This window comes from Tenacibaculum sp. TB-53, assembly GCF_059716285.2.
In genome coordinates this window covers 945,775-966,808 of record NZ_CM202790.1, presented here as the reverse complement: position 1 = coordinate 966,808, position 21,034 = coordinate 945,775, and the positions used below count along the sequence as shown (strand labels likewise).

23 protein-coding genes and 2 tRNA genes are annotated in these 21,034 nt (G+C 30.2%); 17 read left to right on the top strand and 8 right to left on the bottom strand.

From position 1 onward, the window contains the following. Positions 1-20: 20 nt before the first annotated feature. Together AC3VJB_RS04385 and ytxJ are read right to left on the bottom strand one after the other, a co-directional pair. Positions 21-1,577: a DEAD/DEAH box helicase gene (locus AC3VJB_RS04385; protein ID WP_047788805.1), complete on the bottom strand. Its 1,557-nt coding sequence runs from the start codon at positions 1,575-1,577 to the stop codon at positions 21-23. Positions 1,578-1,648: 71 nt separating this feature from the next. Then, entirely contained in the window at positions 1,649-2,041 is a 393-nt protein-coding gene (ytxJ, locus tag AC3VJB_RS04380; protein WP_047788806.1) for a bacillithiol system redox-active protein YtxJ, read from the bottom strand. 154 nt (positions 2,042-2,195) lie between these two features. Here ytxJ and clpB point away from each other — a divergent pair, with 154 nt between their 5' ends. After that, a complete protein-coding gene (clpB, locus tag AC3VJB_RS04375; RefSeq protein ID WP_047788925.1) occupies positions 2,196-4,799 on the top strand; it encodes an ATP-dependent chaperone ClpB in 2,604 nt (867 codons plus the stop codon). A gap of 38 nt (positions 4,800-4,837) precedes the next feature. Here the strand turns inward: clpB and AC3VJB_RS04370 are convergent, their stop codons facing one another. Together AC3VJB_RS04370 and AC3VJB_RS04365 are read right to left on the bottom strand one after the other, a co-directional pair. After that, the gene (locus tag AC3VJB_RS04370; protein ID WP_047788807.1) at positions 4,838-5,560 is read right to left on the bottom strand and encodes a DUF6503 family protein; all 723 of its coding nucleotides are present in this window, start codon (positions 5,558-5,560) and stop codon (positions 4,838-4,840) included. A gap of 132 nt (positions 5,561-5,692) precedes the next feature. Continuing rightward, a complete protein-coding gene (locus AC3VJB_RS04365) occupies positions 5,693-6,328 on the bottom strand; it encodes an OmpW/AlkL family protein (protein ID WP_073184027.1) in 636 nt (211 codons plus the stop codon). Positions 6,329-6,450: 122 nt separating this feature from the next. Here AC3VJB_RS04365 and smpB point away from each other — a divergent pair, with 122 nt between their 5' ends. From smpB to AC3VJB_RS04340, 5 genes are all read left to right on the top strand, one after another. Then, entirely contained in the window at positions 6,451-6,909 is a 459-nt protein-coding gene (smpB, locus tag AC3VJB_RS04360) for an SsrA-binding protein SmpB (protein ID WP_073184029.1), read from the top strand. A 255-nt stretch (positions 6,910-7,164) separates the two neighbouring features. Then, complete coding sequence (locus AC3VJB_RS04355; RefSeq protein WP_497666804.1) at positions 7,165-7,806, top strand: UbiA prenyltransferase family protein; 642 nt, start codon at positions 7,165-7,167, stop codon at positions 7,804-7,806. Beyond that, positions 7,793-8,374, top strand: a complete 582-nt coding sequence (locus tag AC3VJB_RS04350) for a Maf-like protein (RefSeq protein ID WP_159614969.1) — start codon at positions 7,793-7,795, stop codon at positions 8,372-8,374. The genes AC3VJB_RS04355 and AC3VJB_RS04350 overlap by 14 nt, the downstream gene beginning before the upstream one ends. 54 nt (positions 8,375-8,428) lie before the next feature. Then, positions 8,429-9,379: a transketolase family protein gene (locus AC3VJB_RS04345; protein ID WP_239179700.1), complete on the top strand. Its 951-nt coding sequence runs from the start codon at positions 8,429-8,431 to the stop codon at positions 9,377-9,379. A gap of 112 nt (positions 9,380-9,491) precedes the next feature. Beyond that, positions 9,492-10,121, top strand: coding sequence for a porin family protein (locus AC3VJB_RS04340; RefSeq protein ID WP_497666803.1), 630 nt, complete (start codon positions 9,492-9,494; stop codon positions 10,119-10,121). 71 nt (positions 10,122-10,192) lie between these two features. On the opposite strand, the gene AC3VJB_RS04335 is transcribed toward AC3VJB_RS04340, so the two are convergent. Further along, complete coding sequence (locus AC3VJB_RS04335; protein ID WP_047788814.1) at positions 10,193-11,089, bottom strand: FKBP-type peptidyl-prolyl cis-trans isomerase; 897 nt, start codon at positions 11,087-11,089, stop codon at positions 10,193-10,195. 79 nt (positions 11,090-11,168) lie between these two features. Between AC3VJB_RS04335 and hslR the strand changes: the two genes are divergently transcribed. Next, positions 11,169-11,558, top strand: coding sequence for an Hsp15 family ribosome-associated heat shock protein (hslR, locus tag AC3VJB_RS04330; RefSeq protein WP_047788815.1), 390 nt, complete (start codon positions 11,169-11,171; stop codon positions 11,556-11,558). A 28-nt stretch (positions 11,559-11,586) separates the two neighbouring features. Continuing rightward, the gene (locus AC3VJB_RS04325) at positions 11,587-12,090 is read left to right on the top strand and encodes a phosphoribosyltransferase domain-containing protein (RefSeq protein WP_073184038.1); all 504 of its coding nucleotides are present in this window, start codon (positions 11,587-11,589) and stop codon (positions 12,088-12,090) included. Here the strand turns inward: AC3VJB_RS04325 and AC3VJB_RS04320 are convergent. Next, positions 12,082-12,600, bottom strand: coding sequence for a shikimate kinase (locus AC3VJB_RS04320; RefSeq protein ID WP_047788817.1), 519 nt, complete (start codon positions 12,598-12,600; stop codon positions 12,082-12,084). The genes AC3VJB_RS04325 and AC3VJB_RS04320 overlap by 9 nt on opposite strands. A gap of 107 nt (positions 12,601-12,707) precedes the next feature. Here AC3VJB_RS04320 and AC3VJB_RS04315 point away from each other — a divergent pair. Continuing rightward, a tRNA-Lys gene (locus AC3VJB_RS04315) sits at positions 12,708-12,780 on the top strand. A 37-nt stretch (positions 12,781-12,817) separates the two neighbouring features. Continuing rightward, positions 12,818-12,900 (top strand) — tRNA-Leu (locus AC3VJB_RS04310). A 156-nt stretch (positions 12,901-13,056) separates the two neighbouring features. Here AC3VJB_RS04310 and AC3VJB_RS04305 read toward each other — a convergent pair. After that, entirely contained in the window at positions 13,057-14,559 is a 1,503-nt protein-coding gene (locus AC3VJB_RS04305; protein ID WP_497666802.1) for a hypothetical protein, read from the bottom strand. A 219-nt stretch (positions 14,560-14,778) separates the two neighbouring features. On the opposite strand from AC3VJB_RS04305, the gene AC3VJB_RS04300 reads away from it, so the two are divergent. From AC3VJB_RS04300 to AC3VJB_RS04270, 7 genes are all read left to right on the top strand, one after another. Beyond that, on the top strand, positions 14,779-15,252 hold the full coding sequence (locus AC3VJB_RS04300; RefSeq protein ID WP_073184040.1) for a nucleoside deaminase: 474 nt from the start codon (positions 14,779-14,781) through the stop codon (positions 15,250-15,252). A gap of 144 nt (positions 15,253-15,396) precedes the next feature. Further along, on the top strand, positions 15,397-15,978 hold the full coding sequence (locus tag AC3VJB_RS04295) for a Crp/Fnr family transcriptional regulator (protein ID WP_497666801.1): 582 nt from the start codon (positions 15,397-15,399) through the stop codon (positions 15,976-15,978). 66 nt (positions 15,979-16,044) lie between these two features. After that, entirely contained in the window at positions 16,045-16,668 is a 624-nt protein-coding gene (locus tag AC3VJB_RS04290) for an FMN-dependent NADH-azoreductase (RefSeq protein ID WP_497666800.1), read from the top strand. A 367-nt stretch (positions 16,669-17,035) separates the two neighbouring features. After that, positions 17,036-17,722: a hypothetical protein gene (locus AC3VJB_RS04285; protein ID WP_497666799.1), complete on the top strand. Its 687-nt coding sequence runs from the start codon at positions 17,036-17,038 to the stop codon at positions 17,720-17,722. Beyond that, positions 17,719-18,069, top strand: coding sequence for a hypothetical protein (locus AC3VJB_RS04280; protein ID WP_497666798.1), 351 nt, complete (start codon positions 17,719-17,721; stop codon positions 18,067-18,069). Before AC3VJB_RS04285 ends, AC3VJB_RS04280 begins: the two co-directional genes overlap by 4 nt. Before the next feature lie 400 nt (positions 18,070-18,469). Next, positions 18,470-19,672, top strand: a complete 1,203-nt coding sequence (locus AC3VJB_RS04275) for a multidrug effflux MFS transporter (protein WP_167713837.1) — start codon at positions 18,470-18,472, stop codon at positions 19,670-19,672. Then, positions 19,665-20,372 (top strand): pseudouridine synthase, encoded by a 708-nt coding sequence (locus AC3VJB_RS04270; protein ID WP_317166148.1) that lies wholly within the window; start codon positions 19,665-19,667, stop codon positions 20,370-20,372. Before AC3VJB_RS04275 ends, AC3VJB_RS04270 begins: the two co-directional genes overlap by 8 nt. Before the next feature lie 138 nt (positions 20,373-20,510). Here the strand turns inward: AC3VJB_RS04270 and AC3VJB_RS04265 are convergent, their stop codons facing one another. Then, positions 20,511-20,990, bottom strand: a complete 480-nt coding sequence (locus AC3VJB_RS04265) for an Lrp/AsnC family transcriptional regulator (RefSeq protein WP_047788824.1) — start codon at positions 20,988-20,990, stop codon at positions 20,511-20,513. Positions 20,991-21,034 lie beyond the last annotated feature (44 nt).

Here is a 21,034-nt window from a genome sequence, read left to right as displayed (position 1 = left end):
AAGAACTGGATTTTTTATTTTTATTCATCTTCAGGTGGTGGATGTCCATGAATTTGCTCATATACTTCATCAAAATTATTTCGTAAATAACTATTTAATTTTTTACGATAGTCATCTTGTAACCAATCAATGAAATTATGAGTACTCTTTGAGATACATTTTGAGTATCTAAAAATTCTATCATCAATATCTCCTCCCAACATTTTTGCTAATATCAATGCATCAAAAACATCTTCACTATTTTCAACACACATTTTTGCATGATGTTCTATTGATTTTTCCAGTACTCTTTTTGAAGACTCTCCTCCTTGAATAGTGTCTCTGTATACTTTTTTAACATCAAAATAAAGGTCTTCAGAATTAGCAAACTCTGCTTTAACATCTGCTGGTAACTCATATTTAAAGTCACTTTCTATTTCTTCATCAGATAATAAATTGTCTAGATAGAAATTAGGTGCCCTAAACATTTTTTGCCAATCTAAATCGGCACCCCAAGGTCCAAAACGATGGAAGTTGTTTCCTAAATCAATTACATTAAATTCTGATTTTCCAGGTAAAATACGAGAACCACGACCAATCATTTGGTAATATAATGTTAACGATTTCGTTGCTCTATTAAGAATAATTGATTGTACAGAAGGTTCATCAAACCCTGTTGTTAAGATACTTACCGAAGTAATTATAGCATTAGGTGTTTTATGAAACCATTTTAAGATAAAATCACGTTCCTTCTTAGTGTTAGTGTTGTCTAAATGTGCAATTGGGTACCCAGCTCTTTTAAACGTATCATATACATGCAACGATGTATTAATACCATTGTTAAAAATTAAGGTTTTTGTTCCTTTAGCCCGTTCTTCATAAGCTTGTAAAAGCTTTGAAAGCATATCTGTATTTGTATATAAATCTTCAGATGATTTTACAGTATAATCACCATTAGCCCCTACTTCTAACGAAGTTAAACCTACATTATAAGAATAAATATTGGCTTTTGCCAAATATTCATTTTGAATTAAGGCCCCAATACTCTCCCCATCAATAAGCTCATCATAATTATCCTTCATAGGAAGCTTAATGTTTGAACTTAAAGGAGTTGCAGTTACACCCAGTATAAAAGACTTATCAAAGAACTTAAATAGTTTAGTAAAAGAATTGTAATGTGCCTCATCAATAATTACTAAACCTACATCTGAAATATCTAACATATCGTCATTCAAACGATTGTTTAACGTTTCAACCATAGCTACAAAGCAATCAAACTCATTTTGATCGTCTAAACTTGCTTTACTATCTATAATTTTATTTACAACACCAAACTCTTTAAGCATTTTTGCTGTTTGTTTACACAGCTCTATTCGGTGTGTCATAATCAATACTTTCTTTTGATAATGTTTTAAGTATTGACGTGTAATTTCAGAGAAAATAACGGTCTTTCCTCCTCCTGTAGGTAGTTGATAAAGTAAATGGTAATTTTCGGGGGCATTCTCAAAACTTTTGAAAATTTTGTGCAATGCTTCTTTTTGATAATCGTATAGATTTTTTCCTTTCTTTGGTTGTGAAGTTGCTGTTTCGTTACTCAAATCTCTATTAATTTTGAAATACGCAAAAATACGAGGTATTTAAGGAAATCCCATTAAAAATGGCATCTTTTTTAGATTTTTTTCAAATCAATACGAGCAATATCGTAATGAGAAGCATGCGAAATTACTTCTCCATTTTTAACTACCAACAACTGAGGAGATTGATGTAAAACCTGAAATGTATACCCTATTTCATTAGAAACATCTCTATAGCTAAGTAAGTCAAGATAATACACTTTAAAATCTTTTAATTCCTCATCAAAACTGTTTACAAAACGTTTAATTACCATACTACTAATTCCACACCTTGTTGAGTGTTTAAAAATAGCAATTGGTTGTTTATTCGATAATTCTTTTATTTCCTTTATTTGCTCTACCGATGTTAATGGAGTCCAGTTAATAAATGACTCTTTTCCTTCTTCATTTTTGTCTTTTCTTCCAAAAATAGTGTTTAATACTCCCATTAAGTTCTTATTTTAATAACATTATTGTTCTTAATTATCATCCTACCAGTCAAAAAGTCATAAAAAATTTATTTTTAAAGACAAAATGTCTCTTGTTTTAAAAAAAAATCAATTGGTATTGAATTTGACTTTTATAGAGAAAAATAAAAACGATATGAATTTTAACAATTATACAATAAAATCACAAGAAACCATACAACAAGCGCAACAATTAGCGCAAAGTTATGGTAACAACCTTATAGAAAATGAACACATCTTCAAAGCTTTATTTTTAGTCGACGAAAATGTACTTCCTTTCATTTTAAAGAAACTCAATATAAATGTAACTGTTATACAACAAATATTAGATAAGCAATTAGAAAGTTTTTCTAAAGTTACTGGTGCTGACTTAATGCTTTCTCGTGAAGCTAATAAAACATTAAATGAAGCATCTATTATTGCTAAGAAAATGAACGATGAATATGTTTCTATTGAGCATTTAATTTTAGCTATTTTTAAATCTAAAAGTCAAATAGCACAAGTTTTAAAAGATCAAGGTGTTTCAGAAAAAAGTTTAAAAGCAGCAATTGAAGAATTACGCAAAGGAAATCGTGTGACCTCACAAAGTGCCGAAGAAACTTATAATTCTTTAAATAAATATGCTAAAAACTTAAATCAGTTAGCACAAGACGGAAAATTAGATCCTGTAATTGGTCGTGATGAAGAAATTAGACGTTTATTACAAATTTTATCACGTAGAACTAAAAACAACCCAATTCTAGTTGGGGAGCCTGGTACAGGTAAAACTGCAATAGCTGAAGGTTTAGCACACAGAATCATTCGTGGTGACGTTCCTGAAAACCTTAAAGAAAAACAAATTTTTTCTTTAGACATGGGAGCACTAATTGCTGGAGCTAAATATAAAGGTGAATTTGAAGAACGTTTAAAATCTGTAGTAAAAGAAGTAACAAAGTCTGAAGGAGACATCGTATTATTTATTGATGAAATTCACACTTTAGTAGGTGCTGGTGGTGGTCAAGGTGCAATGGATGCTGCTAATATTTTAAAACCTGCTTTAGCACGTGGAGAATTAAGAGCTATTGGAGCTACTACTCTAGATGAATATCAAAAATACTTTGAAAAAGACAAAGCTTTAGAACGTCGTTTTCAAAAAGTGATGGTAGATGAACCAGATACAGAAAGTGCTATTTCTATTTTACGTGGTATTAAAGATAAATATGAAACACACCATAAGGTTCGAATAAAAGACGAAGCCATTATTGGAGCCGTAGAATTATCCCAACGTTATATTACCAATCGTTTTTTACCAGATAAAGCGATTGACTTAATGGATGAAGCTGCTTCTAAATTACGTATGGAAATCAATTCTAAACCAGAAGAATTAGATGTACTAGATCGTAAAATAATGCAGTTAGAAATTGAAATTGAAGCCATTAAACGTGAAAACGATGAAACTAAGTTAAAATCTTTAAATGCCGATTTAGCTAATTTAAAGGAAGAGCGTAATGAAATCAATGCCAAGTGGCAATCTGAAAAAAGTGTTGTAGATACTATTCAGAACTTAAAAACTGATATAGAAAACTATAAACACGAAGCTGAAAAAGCTGAGCGCAATGGTGATTATGGTAAAGTAGCTGAATTACGTTATGGTAAAATTAAAGAAGCACAAGAAGAGCTAGATAAACAACAAGATATTTTAGCAAATCAACAAGGAAACTCTTTAATTAAAGAAGAAGTAACCTATGATGATATTGCTGAAGTTGTAGCTAAATGGACCGGAGTTCCTGTTACTAAAATGTTACAATCTGAGCGTGAGAAGTTGTTAAAACTAGAAGATGAACTACATAAACGTGTTGTTGGTCAAGAAGAAGCTATTGAAGCAGTTTCTGATGCTGTACGCCGTTCTAGGTCAGGATTACAGAACCCTGACAAACCTATTGGTTCTTTCTTGTTCCTGGGAACAACTGGAGTCGGTAAAACTGAGTTAGCCAAAGCTCTTGCTGAATATTTATTTGATGATGAAAATGCCATGACACGTATTGATATGAGTGAATATCAAGAACGACATTCAGTAAGCAGATTGGTTGGTGCACCTCCTGGGTATGTTGGATATGATGAAGGCGGACAACTAACTGAAGCTGTTAGAAGAAAACCGTATTCAGTTGTATTATTAGATGAGATTGAAAAAGCACATCCTGATACTTTTAATATTTTATTACAAGTACTAGATGAAGGTAGGTTAACGGATAATAAAGGACGTATTGCTGATTTTAAAAATACCATAATTATTATGACCTCCAATATGGGCAGCCACATTATTCAAGAGAAATTTGATAATATGAAGGGAGACATTGATACTACTATAGATTTAGCTAAAACAGAAGTTTTAGGTTTATTAAAACAATCTGTAAGACCTGAATTTTTGAATAGAATTGACGATATTATCATGTTCACTCCATTATCAGAGAATAATATTAAAGAAATTGTAAAACTACAATTGAATAATGTTAAAAAGATGATTGCGCAACAAAACATTATTTTTGACGCTACAGATGAGGCTATCAATTACTTAGCTACAAAGGGATACCAACCTGAGTTTGGCGCGCGTCCTGTAAAACGTGTTATTCAAAAAGAAGTTTTAAATCAGTTATCTAAAGAAATTTTATCTGGACAAGTAACTACTGATAGTATTATTTTACTAGATGCTTTTGATGATGAGCTGGTATTTAGAAATCAATCGGATTTAGTTAATAACTAATTTTGAATAAAAAAAGGGAGTTTTTAACTCCCTTTTTTTTAATTTACTACAATATTATTTAGTACGATTTCAGAAACTTTTTTTAGTTTACCTTCTTCATAAAGTTTATCAATAATATAAAAGTCAATACCATCTTTTAAAGGTTTATAGTTATTATAATCAACAAAACGAATTCCGTTTATTATTTTTTCCTCTTTTATATCTCTAAAACGTACTCCTCCTCCATTTGTATGATATTTATACGCTAAATAATCTAGTTGAAAGTTATCTTTAGCAAACCAATATATAAATACATCATCAAAATCATCTCCTCCACCTTCTTCTGAAAATGTTATTCTAATTTTATAATACTCTTTTCCTTTAACTTTAACTGATTCTAATAGCTTTTTTTGAACAGCTTTATCATTCAATCCAAAAGGTAAAACTGAAAAATAGTGAACTGAGTTTACAGAGTTTCTATAACGATTTTCATCTTTTTCCGTTAGCTCAACTAAGCTATCATTTACAAAACGCTCAAAATTGTCATTTGACAACACATCTTTTATTCTTACCGAGTCATTTTTTATAGTTCTAACTAATTTAAAAGCACCGTTATTTCTAACTGCTTTATAATTATTTTTTCTGAAATCAAAGGAAATTGTAGCATCTCCAATTTCGTTCAACCTAGAGTATGCTATTGACTTATCAATTATTTCTTGGGCAGTAAATTTTGGTTTACAAGAAACTATTGATAAAAATAATAAAATGTATAAATATCTCATAAAATGTTGTTTATTTTAGTCATTATAATTATAAACAAATTTACAAGTATTCATTAATTTTACTTGTTAAGTTTAACATAAAAAAAGAGCTACAATTAAGTAGCTCTATAAAAGGAATTAAAATTTATTGGTTTAAAACCTCATACCTACTCCAAAACCAATAAGTAACGGGTTTATGTCTACTTCTGCTGGTACTGTCGCTACACCTGCATTTACAGAAACATCTGTACTTAATCCTATATATTTTGCATCTACGTTTAAAAACCAAGTATCGTCTAAATCGTAATCAAAACCTAACTGAAGTGCATACCCAAAACTATTTTCATAATCTACATCAACCACTGCTCCTGGATTAGCATCGTAAAAAATAGTATAGTTAACACCTGCCCCAACATAAGGTTTAAAATCACTTATATTAAAATGGTATTGTAGCGTTAATGTTGGAGGTAATAACCAAACATCACCTAAATTAACATTTCCCAAGGCTGTGTTTACTGCTTTTACATCGTGATTAGTTGTTCCTAAAATTAATTCAGCTGCTATATTTTGAGTAAAATAGTAAGTAAAGTCTAATTCTGGAATAAAATTTTTACCTATTTCAACATCTCCTCCAATAGTACCAATTGTTGCAGATTCATTTGGTAAAACACTTACCCATCTAAAACGAGCTTGCCATTTTTTAAAATCATTTGTCTTAGCATTTTCTTGAGCATTTACATTACTAAAAAACAATGTTCCTAATACAATACTTAATATAATTTTTTTCATGATTATAAGTTTTAATTTTGAGCAAAATTACACTCCACACTTCCCTAAAAACATGACTTAAATCATAGCTTAATAATTTTATTTAACAACTTAAAATTATAGTTATATTTGTGTTTTATTTTATGCAAAAAAAAATTAACATACAGAATAAAAAGGCTCGTTTTGAATACGAGATACTTGATAAATACACAGCAGGAATTCAGCTCACAGGTACTGAAATAAAATCAATACGACAAAGCAAAGCTCGAATTACTGAGAGCTTTTGCGAGTTTAACGATAAAGGAGAGCTTTTTGTTGTAAATATGTACATCGAAGAGTATGCCTTTGGGCATCATTACAACCATAATCCCAAAAGTGAGCGCCGTTTACTACTTAATAAACGTGAATTAAAAAAACTTGAAAAGGAAGTTGAAGCTAAAGGTAATACAATTGTTCCTTTGCGTTTATTCATTAACGAAAGTGGTTGGGCTAAATTAGATATTGCTCTAGCTAAAGGAAAGAAAATCCATGATAAAAGACAAAATATTAAAGATCGTGATAATAAACGTGATTTAGCCAGAATAAAAAAGGCTTTTAACTAAATGAATGATACTTTCTTAAATATCATACAGTGGAAAAAAATTATATATTTTATTTTTATTTTATTTCTATTTAAGTATTCTTTTTTATATGGTTATGGTTTTGAAACAACTCTCTCTTTTTTTGATCTTGGTTTACTATCTATTTCAAGTGCTTTCTTATTAGCTTCTGGTTACTTAACTAGCTTTTTTTTTAGAAACAAACAAAAAAAAACCAGACTCCCTTTAAATAAGATAAAAAAAGTATCTATTTTATTAATGATATTTGGAATTTTAGTAGGCTTAATTGTATCACTAAAGGTAAATAAAATATGGTATGGTCTTATTTTTATAATTTGTCCAATAGTTGTACACCTATATTCAAAAAACAATATCCAGAAAACCTTTTTTAGTAACATTGTTACTTCTTTTTTAAAACCTTTTGCCTTACTTATGCTTTGCTGGTTTGATTTCCCATTAAACTTATCTATAGAACAATGGGAATTATTTTATAACCTCCAGTTGATAACCATAGGTTACGTAATTATTTCTTTTCTTAGCAATATGGTCATAGAAATAATTATTGATATTATTAACGTAAACCATGACAATATAAATAAACAAAATACCCTACCTGTTTTACTTGGTAGAAAAAGGGCTAAAGATATTGCCTTGATGCTTTCGTTTATAGCTTGTTTATTTGTGTTTTCTGTTGCTGTTGCCTTTTTAAAAAATAAATTTATTTTTTCAACTATTATGCTGCTAGGAATACTCCCTGAACTATATTTTATATATAAACTAATGTTAGCTTCAGAAAGCAAAGACTATAATAATTTATTAAAAATAAGCTATATAAGTTTTTTTCTTGCTCTTTTAAGTGTTCCTACTATATCTTATTATATTAAATATGTTATCAACTAAATTATCACAGTATTCTATTATTCTTGCCTCAAGCTCTCCGAGAAGACAAGAACTTATTAAAAGCTTAAATATTCCTTTTACTGTTAAAATCAAAGATATAGAAGAAATTTATCCTGAGGAATTGCAGCAAACAGAAATAACTGACTTTTTGGCTGATTTAAAAGCTATTCCTTTTAAAAAAGATTTAAAAGAAAATGAGTTATTAATAACATCAGACACCATTGTATGGATAAATAATGAAGCCTTAGGAAAACCTAAAAATTACAATGAGGCGTTCCAAATGCTTAAAAAACTATCTAACACTACACATAAAGTTATTACCTCTATATGTATTACTAACAAATCATTTCAAAAAACTGTGAATGACACCACTATAGTCAGTTTTAAAGAACTTTTAGACGATGAAATTGATTACTATATAAAAACGTACCAACCGTTTGATAAAGCGGGAGCCTATGGTATTCAAGAATGGATTGGTAAAATAGGAATAACAAAAATTGAAGGAAGCTATTTTAATGTTATGGGGTTTCCTGTTCATAAACTTTACAAAGAATTATCAAAATTGTAGCTTTACATCTATATAAAAGATTATTTTTGATGCGTATTTACACAACACAAACTGATGAAAAAATATACTTATACTGAAAAAAAAGATACCCGTTCTGGGTTTGGTGATGGTTTAACAGAATTAGGACAGAAAAACCCTAATGTTGTAGCTTTATGTGCTGATTTAACAGGTTCATTAAAAATGAATGAGTTTGCTAAAAATCACCCTGAACGTTTTTATCAAGTAGGAATTGCCGAGGCAAATATGATCGGAATTGCTGCTGGATTAACTATTGGAGGAAAAATTCCTTTTACTGGTACATTTGCTAACTTTTCAACTGGTAGAGTTTATGATCAAATTCGTCAATCAGTTGCTTATTCTGATAAGAATGTGAAAATTTGTGCTTCTCACGCAGGGTTAACTTTAGGTGAAGACGGAGCGACACACCAAATTTTAGAAGACATTGGATTAATGAAAATGTTACCAGGTATGACTGTTATAAATACTTGTGATTACAGCCAAACCAAAGCTGCTACTTTAGCTATTGCAGAACATGAAGGTCCTGTATATTTACGTTTTGGGCGTCCAAAAGTACCAGTATTTATGACCGATCAACCTTTTGAAATAGGAAAAGCAATTCAACTTACTGAAGGTAATGATGTTACTATTGTTGCTACAGGTCACTTAGTATGGGAAGCTTTACAAGCTGCTGAACAATTAGAAGTTAAAGGTATTTCTGCTGAAGTAATAAACATTCATACTATTAAGCCATTAGATGAAGAAGCTATCTTAAAATCTGTTGCTAAAACAGGCTGTGTAGTTACTGCTGAAGAGCATAACAAATATGGAGGCTTAGGAGAAAGTGTAGCTCGTTGTTTAGCTACCAACGCCCCTACTCCACAAGAGTTTGTTGCTGTAAACGATAGTTTTGGTGAATCTGCTACTCCAAATCAGTTAATGAAAAAATATGGTTTAAATGACGAAGCTATAGTAAAAGCAGTTGAAAAAGTTATTTCTAGAAAATAAAAAACATAAACAACTAAACAATAAATACATCACTTTTAAGGTTTAAAGTGATGTATTTTTTTATATAAAAGTAAATATTTAACTCAATTATAATAGTGTAAATTAAAAACAAATGAAAAAAGCAATTTTTATCTTATGTCTTCTAATTGGAGGCTCACAGTTAGCACAAAGCCAAATACAAGGAGGTATTAAAGGAGGTATTAACTACAATTCTGACTCTTTTTCTGATGTAAAAAATGATGTCTTTGATGGGGCCAAAAGTAAAACAGGTTTTCATGCTGGTGCTTGGTTACGTATAAAATTACCAGCTACTGGTTTATATATTAGACCTGAATTGGTATATACACAATTGAATAATAATGTTGTTTATTATCCTGAAGGAAAATCAAACAACTCAACAAATAACCAGAATATCTCTTATGAAATTCAAAAAATAGATATTCCTGTTTTATTAGGTTTAAACTTTTTAAAAGTAGGACATGTTTTTGCTGGACCATCTTTTCAATATATTTTAGACTCTGATTTTAACTTTAAAGATCTTAAACAAGTAAATTCTGACGGTTTTTCAGTTGGTTTACAGTTAGGAGCTGGTGTTGAACTTGGTAAATTGGGATTAGATGTACGTTGGGAAAGAGCTTTGTCTGATACTGAGTCTAAATTTGTAGATAACAATATTAGTGAAAACGTAAATTTTGATACTCGTATAAACCAAATTATTATAGGTTTATCATATAGGTTCTAACTTTTTAAATTTTAAACATAAAAAAAACCGAAGTCTAAGACTTCGGTTTTTTTTATGTTTACTTTTTGACCTTAAAAAATATCCCTGTTTAGATAATCTGGTATCGTAGGCTTATTTGGATCACTAAAATCGTTAGCTGGGTTTCCATCTCCATTTTTATCCTCGTCTTTTGATAAAACTCCATCTCCATCATCATCTGTATCTAAGTAATTAGGAATATTATCTCCATCAGTATCATCATTTCTAGGGTTTCCATCTCCATCTAAATCTTCTAATATAGAAGGTACTCCATCTCTATCATGATCTGTATCTTCTACAAAGTCGAATAAATCAATATAAAAGATCAACTGAGAATTGGCAGGTATTCCTCCATTTACCGAATTTCTATAAGCTAAGCCTGAAGGAACAATCAAAATTCCTTTTCCAAATTTATCATAAGAAATAGGCTCTCCTTGACTAGATGTATTAATACCTGCTTTAAAGTTTGGAATTCCTAAAGTCCACCCTCTAATAGGCGTAGGAGCATCGAACTGACTTCCTGATAATGTCAAATTCCACCAAATTGGAGTAGTTCCTGTTTGACTTAACTCTAGTTGATCTACTTTAGTTGTATACCATACTTGATAGTTAGTTAGAACAGAGTCTAACTCTGTAGGGTTACCTTTCGGAGATTGTCCTTCTTCTATGACTAAATGATATAAATCATATTCAATATCGTTTTCTGTATGTGTCTTTTTTATTAACCTACTATCTTCTGATAATGGTGTTTTACCAGCAATTATAGGTTTTATAGAATCTATTGTATCATCAAAATAATAATTCTTTAAAAATTTTGCTATCGAATCTTTATCTTTCAAAGCTTGAGCTTCATGGTCAAAATTGTCAACTAAAGAGTTGCTATCACTTCCACAAGCATACAAAAGAGTACCTATAATGGCTGTATAAAATACATGTTTAAATTTTATCATTTAATTCTGAAATTTTAACGCGCAATTTACCATTTTTATACCTTTGTAAAAAATGAAACGATAAAAATTAACTTTTTATATGAGAATTGACAAATATTTGTGGTGTATTCGCTTGTTTAAAACCCGTAGTATTGCCACAGATGCTTGTAAAAAAGGGCATGTTAAAATAGAAGGCACTAACCTAAAGCCATCAAAAGAAATATTTGGTAACGAAGAAATAACTATTCGAAAAAATCAAATTAATTACAAAATAAAGGTGTTAGATATTCCACCCAATCGAGTTGGAGCTAAATTGGTTGATTTATATAGAAAAGACATAACCCCTAAAGAAGAGTTTGAAAAAACTGAGTTATTAAAATACGCTAAAGATTATTATCGTAAAAAAGGAACAGGGCGCCCTACCAAAAAAGATCGTCGTGATATTGATGATTATTATGAAGATTCTAATAAAAATGATGTTAATTTGTAAACCAAAACTAAGTTAAAGTTAACTAACTATGACAGCCTTAAATAATATCATTTTAAATAATACTCAAGTTGAACAAAAAATTCGTCGAATTGCTTTTCAAATTTACGAAAGCAATAGCGACGAAAAAGAAATTATTATAGCTGGTATTGCTGATAATGGATATTTTTTAGCAGAAAAAATTTCGACTATTTTAAGTGACATCTCTCCTTTATCAATAACTTTATGCAAAGTTTCTATCGATAAAAAAAATCCTATCAGTCCAATTACTACTTCTATTAAGAGTGAAGAATATCAAAATAAAGCATTAGTTTTAGTAGATGATGTTTTAAATTCAGGAACAACTTTAATATATGGTGTAAAGCATTTTTTAGAAGTTCCTTTAAAAAGATTTAAAACAGCTGTATTAGTTAATAGAAATCATAAAAAGTATCCTGTAAAAGCTGATTTTAAAGGAATTTCTTTATCAACTTCTATTAAAGAACATGTAGTTGTAGAGTTTAAGGTTAATGAAACAATTGCTTACTTAACTTAGTAATTTTTCTAACTCCTCTACTGTTTCATGTATGCTTTTATTATCAACTATTAATTTATATGTTGCTTTATTATAAAAGTAGCTTCTTTCAAACAAGTGCTTAGCAACAAACTCTGACAACTCGTCTTTGTTTAGGCGAGCTACCAGTGGGCGTTTACTTTTTTCGTTCGTTAGCCTATCTACAATGGTAGTGATATTTGTTTTTAAATATACAGATTTCACATCATTAACACTTAATAATACATCCATATTCCCTGCATAACAAGGAGTACCGCCTCCTAAAGACAAAATAAATTTGTTTTGTTTCTCTAAAAGTTCTTTTAGGTATACGTGTTCTTGTTTCCTAAAATAGATTTCTCCATTATTTTCAAAAATCTCAGAAACTGTTTTACCTTCCTTTTCCTCTATATATTCATCTAAATCTATAAACGGAATTTGCATTTTTTCGGCTAAAACTCGTCCAACAGTCGATTTTCCGCTCGCCATATACCCTAATAATACAATTTTCATAATCTAGTAATTAAGCAGTTACAAATATGAGTAAAAAATATTACAAAAAAGCTTTTTTGATTCAAAGAACAGTTGTATATTTGCAACCGCTTTCACAAAGAAGCAATGACCGGGTAGCTCAGTTGGTAGAGCATCTCCCTTTTAAGGAGAGGGTCCTGGGTTCGAGCCCCAGCCCGGTCACAAAAAGTTAAGCACATGCTTAACTTTTTTAGTTTATGCACGTATGGCGGAATTGGTAGACGCGCAGGCTTGAGGGGCTTGTTTCCAACGGAAGTGCAGGTTCGACTCCTGTTACGTGCACAATAATTATATACATTTTAGATAGTTAATCCTAAAATTAGATAGTTAATCCTAAAATAAGAGTTATTCATCTACCTATGTATTAAATATCAAAGTAAACCTCTTCAATTTACTATAAACTGGAGAGGCTTTTTTGTAAAGTCAATCTTAAAAACGTTACTTTAAGCTGTTTTTCATAAAGTCTTCTACTTCTTGCTTCGCTTTAATAGCTTCAACTTCATTAAATGTTTTTCCTTGTCCTCTTAATAAGTAAGCGTTAAACACATGACTTATATACAATGGTGATTTATTATCTGAAAAACCAACTGTATTATGACAACTAAAACAGTTTGCTAAATTGTCTGCTTCAATATCTTTTAAACTACTTTTAAAAGTTTGCGTGTATGTTTCCATGGTAACATTTGCACAGTTTACAGATCCTCTTGCTACTGAAGTACTATCTGGTGTTGCGTTTCCTATGTTTCCTCCCAAACTATTTATTTTAGCGGTTTGTTCTTCAGGAGTCATTCCATCAGTATCAATCCATAGAGAACCATTATAAAAATAGTTTTTCCATACATCGGTTAAGTTTTCTTTTACACAAGTATTAATATTTTCTATATTATCAAAGTTCATAGGTTCTTCTTGACTTGTCTTCATAAAGTTTCCTACACTATCTCTTGGAACTCCATACTTAAATAAATCGTATGCTTTGTATGGTAATTTCACACTATCATTACTCCATGTAATTCCATCAATTCCAGTAGTATTAATTTTTTCAAAAAGTAATTTATCAGTAGCAGAAATTGCTTTGTTTTCTTTCCAATTGTAGTTTGGTGCTAAATCGTCGTGTTCAAACGTAGCCCAAATAAATTCTGGATGATTCTCTACAATACCTACAACATGCATTCCTAATAAAGCTACCTCAGTATTCGTATATGTTTCTCCATCTCTACTTAAAGCCGCCACTGTAGTATAATAATTACCTATCTCTTCTTCAGCAATTGCAGTTACTGGTGTCCATGATACTTTTAACTCTAAAGAACCTACCGGAAAAGATGCTTGGTTATTTCCACTTAAAGTTCCGCTAACTATAGAGTCTCTATACTTTCTTGAAGATTCTTTCATCGTAGGGCTTACGTGAATTGAGTAAAATACTGTTTCTGAAACCCCTTCTTTGTTATACGCAGGGTTTGTTTTTAAAATACCCCCAGGGCCTGCTTGGGCAGTATCTACCAACACTAAAGCAGCTCCTTCTTTTTGTTTTACATCTTGCATATGAGCCGTTACTTGATGCATTTCTTTTGGATTTAAAAACAACGGTATTTGTGCTTTTATTTTAATTGGAGTTGGTTCTCCCCTCACTAAAATATAGAACAAAGAAACTTCATCGGTTGGTTTGGTTAGCCATAAAAACTTTTGCCAAGACCATTGATGAAAAATTGCATTGGTTGTGCTCGATACATCAAACGGACTTCCTTTTCCTTCTGCAGGAGGTGGAGTTTGTGTGTGAGGAAACCAATTACTTTCACATAAACTATCTTTGACTGTTTGGTTATAAGCCATTTTGGCTATTGGTTCTAAAACATCATTTTCTTTTTTCTTCTTTTTACAAGAATTAAAAAACACAACCCCCATTACAAGCATTGCATTTAAAATAAGTTTGGTTGTTAATTTCATGATTGATTAGTTTTTATAATAGTTACAAATTAGCGAATATTTTACTAGCCTGTTTAAAAAGATGTCATAAACCCATAAATTACAGTTATAAAAAGCTATTTTTTGATACCAAGTGTATATTCCCCTTATAAACACCCTTTAAAAAGTATTTTATTTACTAAATTGAACCAAAGAAAAGACTTAATTTTGTTTCCCTTTTTTTGATAAAAATTATAAATAATGAATACACACGAAGAATATATGAGTGAAGCTGTAAAAGCAGCTTTAAAAGGAATGCAGAACAACGAAGGAGGTCCTTTTGGTTGTATTGTAGTTAAAGATGGTAAAGTTATTGGGCGCGGAAACAACAAAGTTACCTCTACCAACGATCCAACAGCTCACGCAGAAGTAACTGCTATTCGTGATGCTTGTAAAAATATAGGTTCTTTTCAGTTAGATGGTTGTATTGTTTATACTTCTTGTGAACCTTGCCCTATGTGTTTAGGAGCTATTTACTGGGCACGTCCTGATAAAGTTTTTTACGGAAGTAATCAGCAAGACGCTGCCAACATTGGTTTTGATGATGAGTTTATATACAAAGAAATTCCGTTACCATACGAAAAGAGAAGTATTCCGTTTGAGCAAATAGGACGTGATATTGCTTTAGAACCTTTCCAGAAATGGTCTGAGAAAGAAGATAAAATAGAATATTAAAATACTAATGATTTACTAAAATACCGTCATTCTGAATAATAATGAGAATTCTTCTCTTTAGTTGGAATGGCGTTTCTTTTTACTCTAAATCTAACTTCTAGTCTAGTCCTTACCTTCACCCCTACTAACTTTATTTATTGTATTATGATAGAACCATTAATCACATCAATTTCAAAATACATTAAGTTAACTTCAGAACAAGAAAGCATCATTAAAAGTTTTTGGACTGAAAAGACTCTTGAAAAAGGAGCATATCTTCTAAGAAATGGTGATGTATGTAGAACCGATAATTTTGTAATTAATGGAACCCTTAAAGCCTTTTATATAAACGCTGCTACAGGAACTGAAGAAGTTTTATACTTTGCTATAGAAAACTGGTGGGCAACTGATATTGATAGCTTTCAAAAGCAACAACCTTCTATTTATAATATCCAAGCAATAGAAAAAACCAACTTGTTACAAATACGCTATGATTCTTTTCAGGAAATGCTAAAGCAAATACCTAAATTGGAGCGTTTTTTTAGAATTATACTCGAAAACTATCTTGGTAGCTTACAAAGAAGAATTATTCACAACAATGTGTATGATGCAGAACAACGGTATATTGATTTTATAAAAGACTACCCAAAAATAGCAAACAAAGTTCCTCAATACTTAATTGCTTCGTACTTAGGTGTAACTCCTGAGTTTTTAAGTAGAGTTCGTAAAAAACACAAACCATCTTAAACTAGGTCAATTTTTTTTACTTTTTCTACAACGAACTTTGCCATATCATGTAAACTATATTAAGATATGAACAAAGTACTTATTATTAATGCTAGTGTAAGAAACCAAAAATCGCACAGCAGAAAACTAACACAGCTTTTTGTAGATAATTGGCAACAAAAGCATCCTGACGATACGTTTTCGTACCGAGAAGTTGGATTAAAAGAAATTCCTCACATCAACGAAAAATGGATTGCTAGTGCCTTTATTAAGCCTGAAGAAAGAACAGCAGAAAATCAATCAGGAGTTGCTTTGAGCAACGACCTAATTAAAGAATTTAAAGAACACGATGTGTATGTTATTGGTACACCTATGTACAATTGGTCTATTCCTAGCGGATTAAAAGCTTACATAGATCAGCTTATGAGAATTAATGAGACATGGAAATTCCGCTCAGGAACACCCGATGGTGATTATGTAGGTCTTTTGAAAAACAAAAAAATGTTTATTCTATCTAGCCGAGGAGATACTGGCTATGGTGAAAATGAAAAAAACGAGCACATGAACTTCCAAACTACCTATTTAAAGTTTGTTTTTGGAATTATGGGTATTAAAGATATTACCATTATTTCTTTAGATAATGAGGAGTTTGGAGGAGCTATTTTTGAAAACTCTAAAAAGAAGATATATCAAGAAATTGAAGCTATTTAATCCACCATCAAAATGCTGTTTACATTTATCTAAACAGCATTTTTTTATAGTCTCTTTATATCTCACAACACCTAACAAACATTTTTCTACACACGCACCTATTTTTATCTTTTTGTTGTTTGAAGTTGCTCCTCTTAGGCAGTAAATGACACTCCCCTTAGGCGGGGAGCATCGTTCCCCTTAGGCAAGGAGTGTTGACCCGATTAGGCTTCGTGTGTCGACCCGATAAAAAAGTTACACTTTTTTATCTTCCTTTTTTTATATTTGGATGAGTAAAAATTGTTAAAAACCTTTACACAAAATAATTATGAATAACATATATGGATAAAACATCCATGTATATAAATTATGTGTTATAAAAAAGAATATGGAAGATTATAGAATAAGAACGTCAATAATAAAGCCAGGAGAAACAATAATTACAATATGTCCTTCTATAAATGCAGGTACCATAGGACCTATATTTGGTGGAAAAGTTAATAATGCTTTTGGATTATGCTTAGTTAAAAACCCTTTAGGAGATTATATATTAATAGTTTATATGAAACTTCAATTTTTCTTCGAAAATAACGGTAATTTGGCTTGGAATAATTCAGATAAAACTAAGTTTATACAAAAGTTTGAAAGTGCCATAAGTCAAAAGTGGGGAGACATGAGAGTTATTAAAAGCTTATCGCAAGGTAAAAGAGTATTTTTAGATTTTAGATTCCTATCAGTTTATGACCAATGGAGTATTGGAGAACATTGGGAAATTTATGTACAAAAAATAAAAAAAGGAGGATTTGAACAGAGTTATGTTAACTCTTTTTTTGGTACAGCCCATCTTGACAGTGGAGATCTAACACCATCACTAAAATCTGATAATATTTATCAAAGAGGTGCAGTTCACGAATTTGGTCATATGTTAGGTTTAAATGATGAATATATTACTAGCTCTAAACATGTAGACGACTTACACTCAATAATGAATTCAGGGGAAATAACTAGGATAAGACATCATTCAAGTTATATAAAATGGCTAAACGAAATATTAAAAGAAAAAGGTATAAAATGAGAATAACAAACATATTACTAATTACATTCTTCTCTTTAAGTTTATTAAATTGTAACTCAAAAAAGCAATTAGAATACAAATGGGATAAGCTTACCAATGCTGATAGTGAACAGGTTGAAATTAAAAGAATAGAAGAATTAAGTGATTTTATTTCTAAAATAGATGGTCATTTTAAAATGAATGGTATTACTCAAAGTAAAGACACTTTAAATCTATTAACACAAACAAAGGATTCTGTAAAAATAGACCATATAAACCTTATAATTTACTGGGAAGAAAACAGTTTCCATGCAAAAAATTGGAAGCCTATAAATCAAGACAATATTTACTTGTTTTTTAGAGAGTAGTTTTATGTGACTTTCCACGAACTTTAAATTGATTGCTTAGCTAAATAAATGAGTTTTTTCTATATTTTTAAACACTTACTTATTGATGATTTAATCAATAGAAGCTAATGCTTTTTACAATAAAAAATATTTTTTGAAATTTTAACAAAAAAAGTAGGGTTATTTTAATTATAACTGTTTCATAAATTGTAAGATGTATATAGTATATGACGCTGTTCTGAATAAAAAGCCCCTTCACTTTATTACATTTTTTTGTTTCACTACATTTTATTCTTGGCAGCGTCTTTTTTATTAGACATATATAGTTTATAGTATTGTTTGTTTAAGGCTGTTAAAAAAGCAGCCTTTTTTTAACTTTTATCCATACTTCTAACTAAAATAAAGGCAGTATTTTTGCATAATGCAAAAAAATAATCAATCGAAATTAGAATTCATTGCTTTAATGGCTTCTCTAATGTCATTAGTAGCTTTATCAATAGATGCATTACTCCCAGCTTTAGAACAAATAGGTATTAGTATTCGAGTTCAACAAGGATCACACGATAGTCAATTATTAGTAACAATGATTTTTTTAGGACTAGGCTTTGGGCAATTAATTTCTGGGCCAATTTCTGATAGTTTAGGAAGAAAGCCTGTTATTTATGGTGGTTTTATACTTTTTGTTATTGCAAGCTTTATTTGTGTTAGTGCTACAAACATAGAAATGATGGTTTTAGGAAGAGTCTTACAAGGAATAGGACTCTCTGCTCCTAGAACAATTAGTATTGCCATGGTTAGAGATAGTTTTAGTGGAAACTACATGGCTAAAATTATGTCGTTTATTGTGGTGATTTTTATTTTAGTTCCTGTTGTAGCTCCTGCTATTGGTAAGTTAATGTTGGATGCTTACGGATGGAAATCTATATTTTATAGTCAACTAATATTTGGTGTTTTAGTAATGTTTTGGTTATGGAAGCGCCAACCAGAAACTCTTCAAGAAGAAAACAGAATTAAGTTTGCATTTCGTTTATTTTTAGATGGTTCTAAAGAATTTATAAAATATAAACAAGCTGTAATTTTTACACTTATATCTGGTTTTATTACAGGGTCATTTATGGTATATTTAAGTGCTTCACAGCAAATTTTTCAAGAGCAATATTTATTGGTAGACGAATTTCCATATATTTTTGCTGGTTTAGCCATTTCTGTTGGTTTTGCTACCTTTTTAAATGGTTCATTTGTTATGAAGTTTGGAATGCATAAACTCGTTTCATTCTTTTTAATTATGTTTTCAATTGTTCCCATTATTTATATAACATTATTTTATCAAAAGGAAAATCCAAGTATTGTAGTATTATTAATCTTCTTTGCACTACAGTTTTTCTCTATCGGATTTTTATTTGGAAATCTTCGAGCATTAGCAATGCAACCTGTTGGACATATTGCTGGAATTGGAGCTGCAATTAACGGATTTGTATCTACCATTATGGCAGTACCAATTGCTACATTTATAGGAAAATATGTTGAAACCACTACTCTCCCACTTTTTATAGGTTTTTTTATATGTGGTGCGTTATCTTTACTCCTTTTAAACTTCACCAAATTAAAACCAGTAAATGAATAGTATAATGAAGTTAGATGTTATTTATGAAGATGAATATGTGTTGTGCGTATCAAAACCCAATAATGTTGTTGTACATCATGCGCATCATTCTAGAAATGTTGCTGATGAAAATTCTTTGTTACAAATAATTCAACAGAAATGCAATCAAAAAATGTATCCAATTCATCGTCTTGATAGAAAAACGTCTGGAATTATATTACTTTCTAAGGAAACAAAGTTTGTAGCTAAGTTTCAAGAACTATTTACTAATAATGAAATACAAAAAACGTATTATGGAGTTGTTAGAGGTCATGCTCCTGAAACTAAAATTATAGATTCTCCAGTAAAAGGAAGAGACGCCAACGTGCATAAAGATGCAGAAACACATTTAAGTACTATAAAAACGGTTACAGTAAATATTCCTGTAAAACCTTATGACACATCTAGGTATAGTTTGGTAAAGTTAGCCCCTAAAACAGGTAGATTACACCAGTTACGAATCCATATGAACAAAATTAGTCATCCTTTAATTGGAGATCCTAAATACGGTGATAAAAATCACAATACAATGTTTATTGATAATTTTGATTGTGAAAACCTTTTTTTACACGCTTATTCTTTAGAGTTCATTCATCCATATTCGAATAAAAAATTATTAATTAAAGCTGATTTCCCTAAAGATTGGTATGTAGTTTATGAAAAGTTTAATTGGAGTTTATAATAATAGTCTCCTTATACTCTACACTTTTTTATAAATTAAATACTGTTTTTATTTGAATAGAAACAGTTAATTTATTGAAAACAATAAAAAAGGGTAGCATAATTATGCTACCCTTTTAACTTTTTTAAAAATAGTTTTTTAAATATCTTTAAAAATTGCGTGCATTAAACGCTTTTTATCATTGATGCTTTCTTCAAGAGCAATCATTGTTTCTGTTCTATTAACTCCATGAATATCATCTATTCTGTAAATAATGTCTTTTGCATCGTTAGTGTTTTTAGCACGTACTTTACAGAAAATATTATATTTTCCTGCAGTTACGTAGGCTACAGTTACATTAGGAATCAATCTTAAATTGTCTAAAACATGTTGTGTCATAGATGTCTTCTCTAAAAAAATTCCAACGTGAGCAATAAATGAATACCCCATTTTTTCATAATTCAAGGTTAAAGTAGATCCTTGAATAATTCCTTCGTCTTCCATTTTTTTTACGCGTACATGTATAGTACCTGCAGATACTAACAGCTTTTTTGCAATGTCTGTAAATGGTGTACGAGCATTTTCAATTAAAATGTCTAAAATTTGATGATCGATTTCATCTAGTATGAACTTCTTCATTTTTTTGTTTTCTTCAAGTAATATTGCTAAAATATGGTTTTTTT

Coding starts and splice junctions, on each gene's coding strand:
- AC3VJB_RS04270 (WP_317166148.1), top strand. CDS start 19,665: ATGAATAGTATAATGAAGTTAGATGTTATTTATGAAGATGAATATGTG.
- AC3VJB_RS04265 (WP_047788824.1), bottom strand. CDS start 20,990: ATGAAGAAGTTCATACTAGATGAAATCGATCATCAAATTTTAGACATT.
- AC3VJB_RS04290 (WP_497666800.1), top strand. CDS start 16,045: ATGAACAAAGTACTTATTATTAATGCTAGTGTAAGAAACCAAAAATCG.
- AC3VJB_RS04280 (WP_497666798.1), top strand. CDS start 17,719: ATGAGAATAACAAACATATTACTAATTACATTCTTCTCTTTAAGTTTA.
- AC3VJB_RS04275 (WP_167713837.1), top strand. CDS start 18,470: ATGCAAAAAAATAATCAATCGAAATTAGAATTCATTGCTTTAATGGCT.
- hslR (WP_047788815.1), top strand. CDS start 11,169: ATGAGAATTGACAAATATTTGTGGTGTATTCGCTTGTTTAAAACCCGT.
- AC3VJB_RS04355 (WP_497666804.1), top strand. CDS start 7,165: ATGATATTTGGAATTTTAGTAGGCTTAATTGTATCACTAAAGGTAAAT.
- AC3VJB_RS04295 (WP_497666801.1), top strand. CDS start 15,397: ATGATAGAACCATTAATCACATCAATTTCAAAATACATTAAGTTAACT.
- clpB (WP_047788925.1), top strand. CDS start 2,196: ATGAATTTTAACAATTATACAATAAAATCACAAGAAACCATACAACAA.
- AC3VJB_RS04370 (WP_047788807.1), bottom strand. CDS start 5,560: ATGAGATATTTATACATTTTATTATTTTTATCAATAGTTTCTTGTAAA.
- AC3VJB_RS04320 (WP_047788817.1), bottom strand. CDS start 12,600: ATGAAAATTGTATTATTAGGGTATATGGCGAGCGGAAAATCGACTGTT.
- AC3VJB_RS04365 (WP_073184027.1), bottom strand. CDS start 6,328: ATGAAAAAAATTATATTAAGTATTGTATTAGGAACATTGTTTTTTAGT.
- AC3VJB_RS04300 (WP_073184040.1), top strand. CDS start 14,779: ATGAATACACACGAAGAATATATGAGTGAAGCTGTAAAAGCAGCTTTA.
- AC3VJB_RS04340 (WP_497666803.1), top strand. CDS start 9,492: ATGAAAAAAGCAATTTTTATCTTATGTCTTCTAATTGGAGGCTCACAG.
- AC3VJB_RS04325 (WP_073184038.1), top strand. CDS start 11,587: ATGACAGCCTTAAATAATATCATTTTAAATAATACTCAAGTTGAACAA.
- AC3VJB_RS04345 (WP_239179700.1), top strand. CDS start 8,429: ATGAAAAAATATACTTATACTGAAAAAAAAGATACCCGTTCTGGGTTT.
- AC3VJB_RS04285 (WP_497666799.1), top strand. CDS start 17,036: ATGGAAGATTATAGAATAAGAACGTCAATAATAAAGCCAGGAGAAACA.
- AC3VJB_RS04335 (WP_047788814.1), bottom strand. CDS start 11,089: ATGATAAAATTTAAACATGTATTTTATACAGCCATTATAGGTACTCTT.
- AC3VJB_RS04305 (WP_497666802.1), bottom strand. CDS start 14,559: ATGAAATTAACAACCAAACTTATTTTAAATGCAATGCTTGTAATGGGG.
- ytxJ (WP_047788806.1), bottom strand. CDS start 2,041: ATGGGAGTATTAAACACTATTTTTGGAAGAAAAGACAAAAATGAAGAA.
- smpB (WP_073184029.1), top strand. CDS start 6,451: ATGCAAAAAAAAATTAACATACAGAATAAAAAGGCTCGTTTTGAATAC.
- AC3VJB_RS04350 (WP_159614969.1), top strand. CDS start 7,793: ATGTTATCAACTAAATTATCACAGTATTCTATTATTCTTGCCTCAAGC.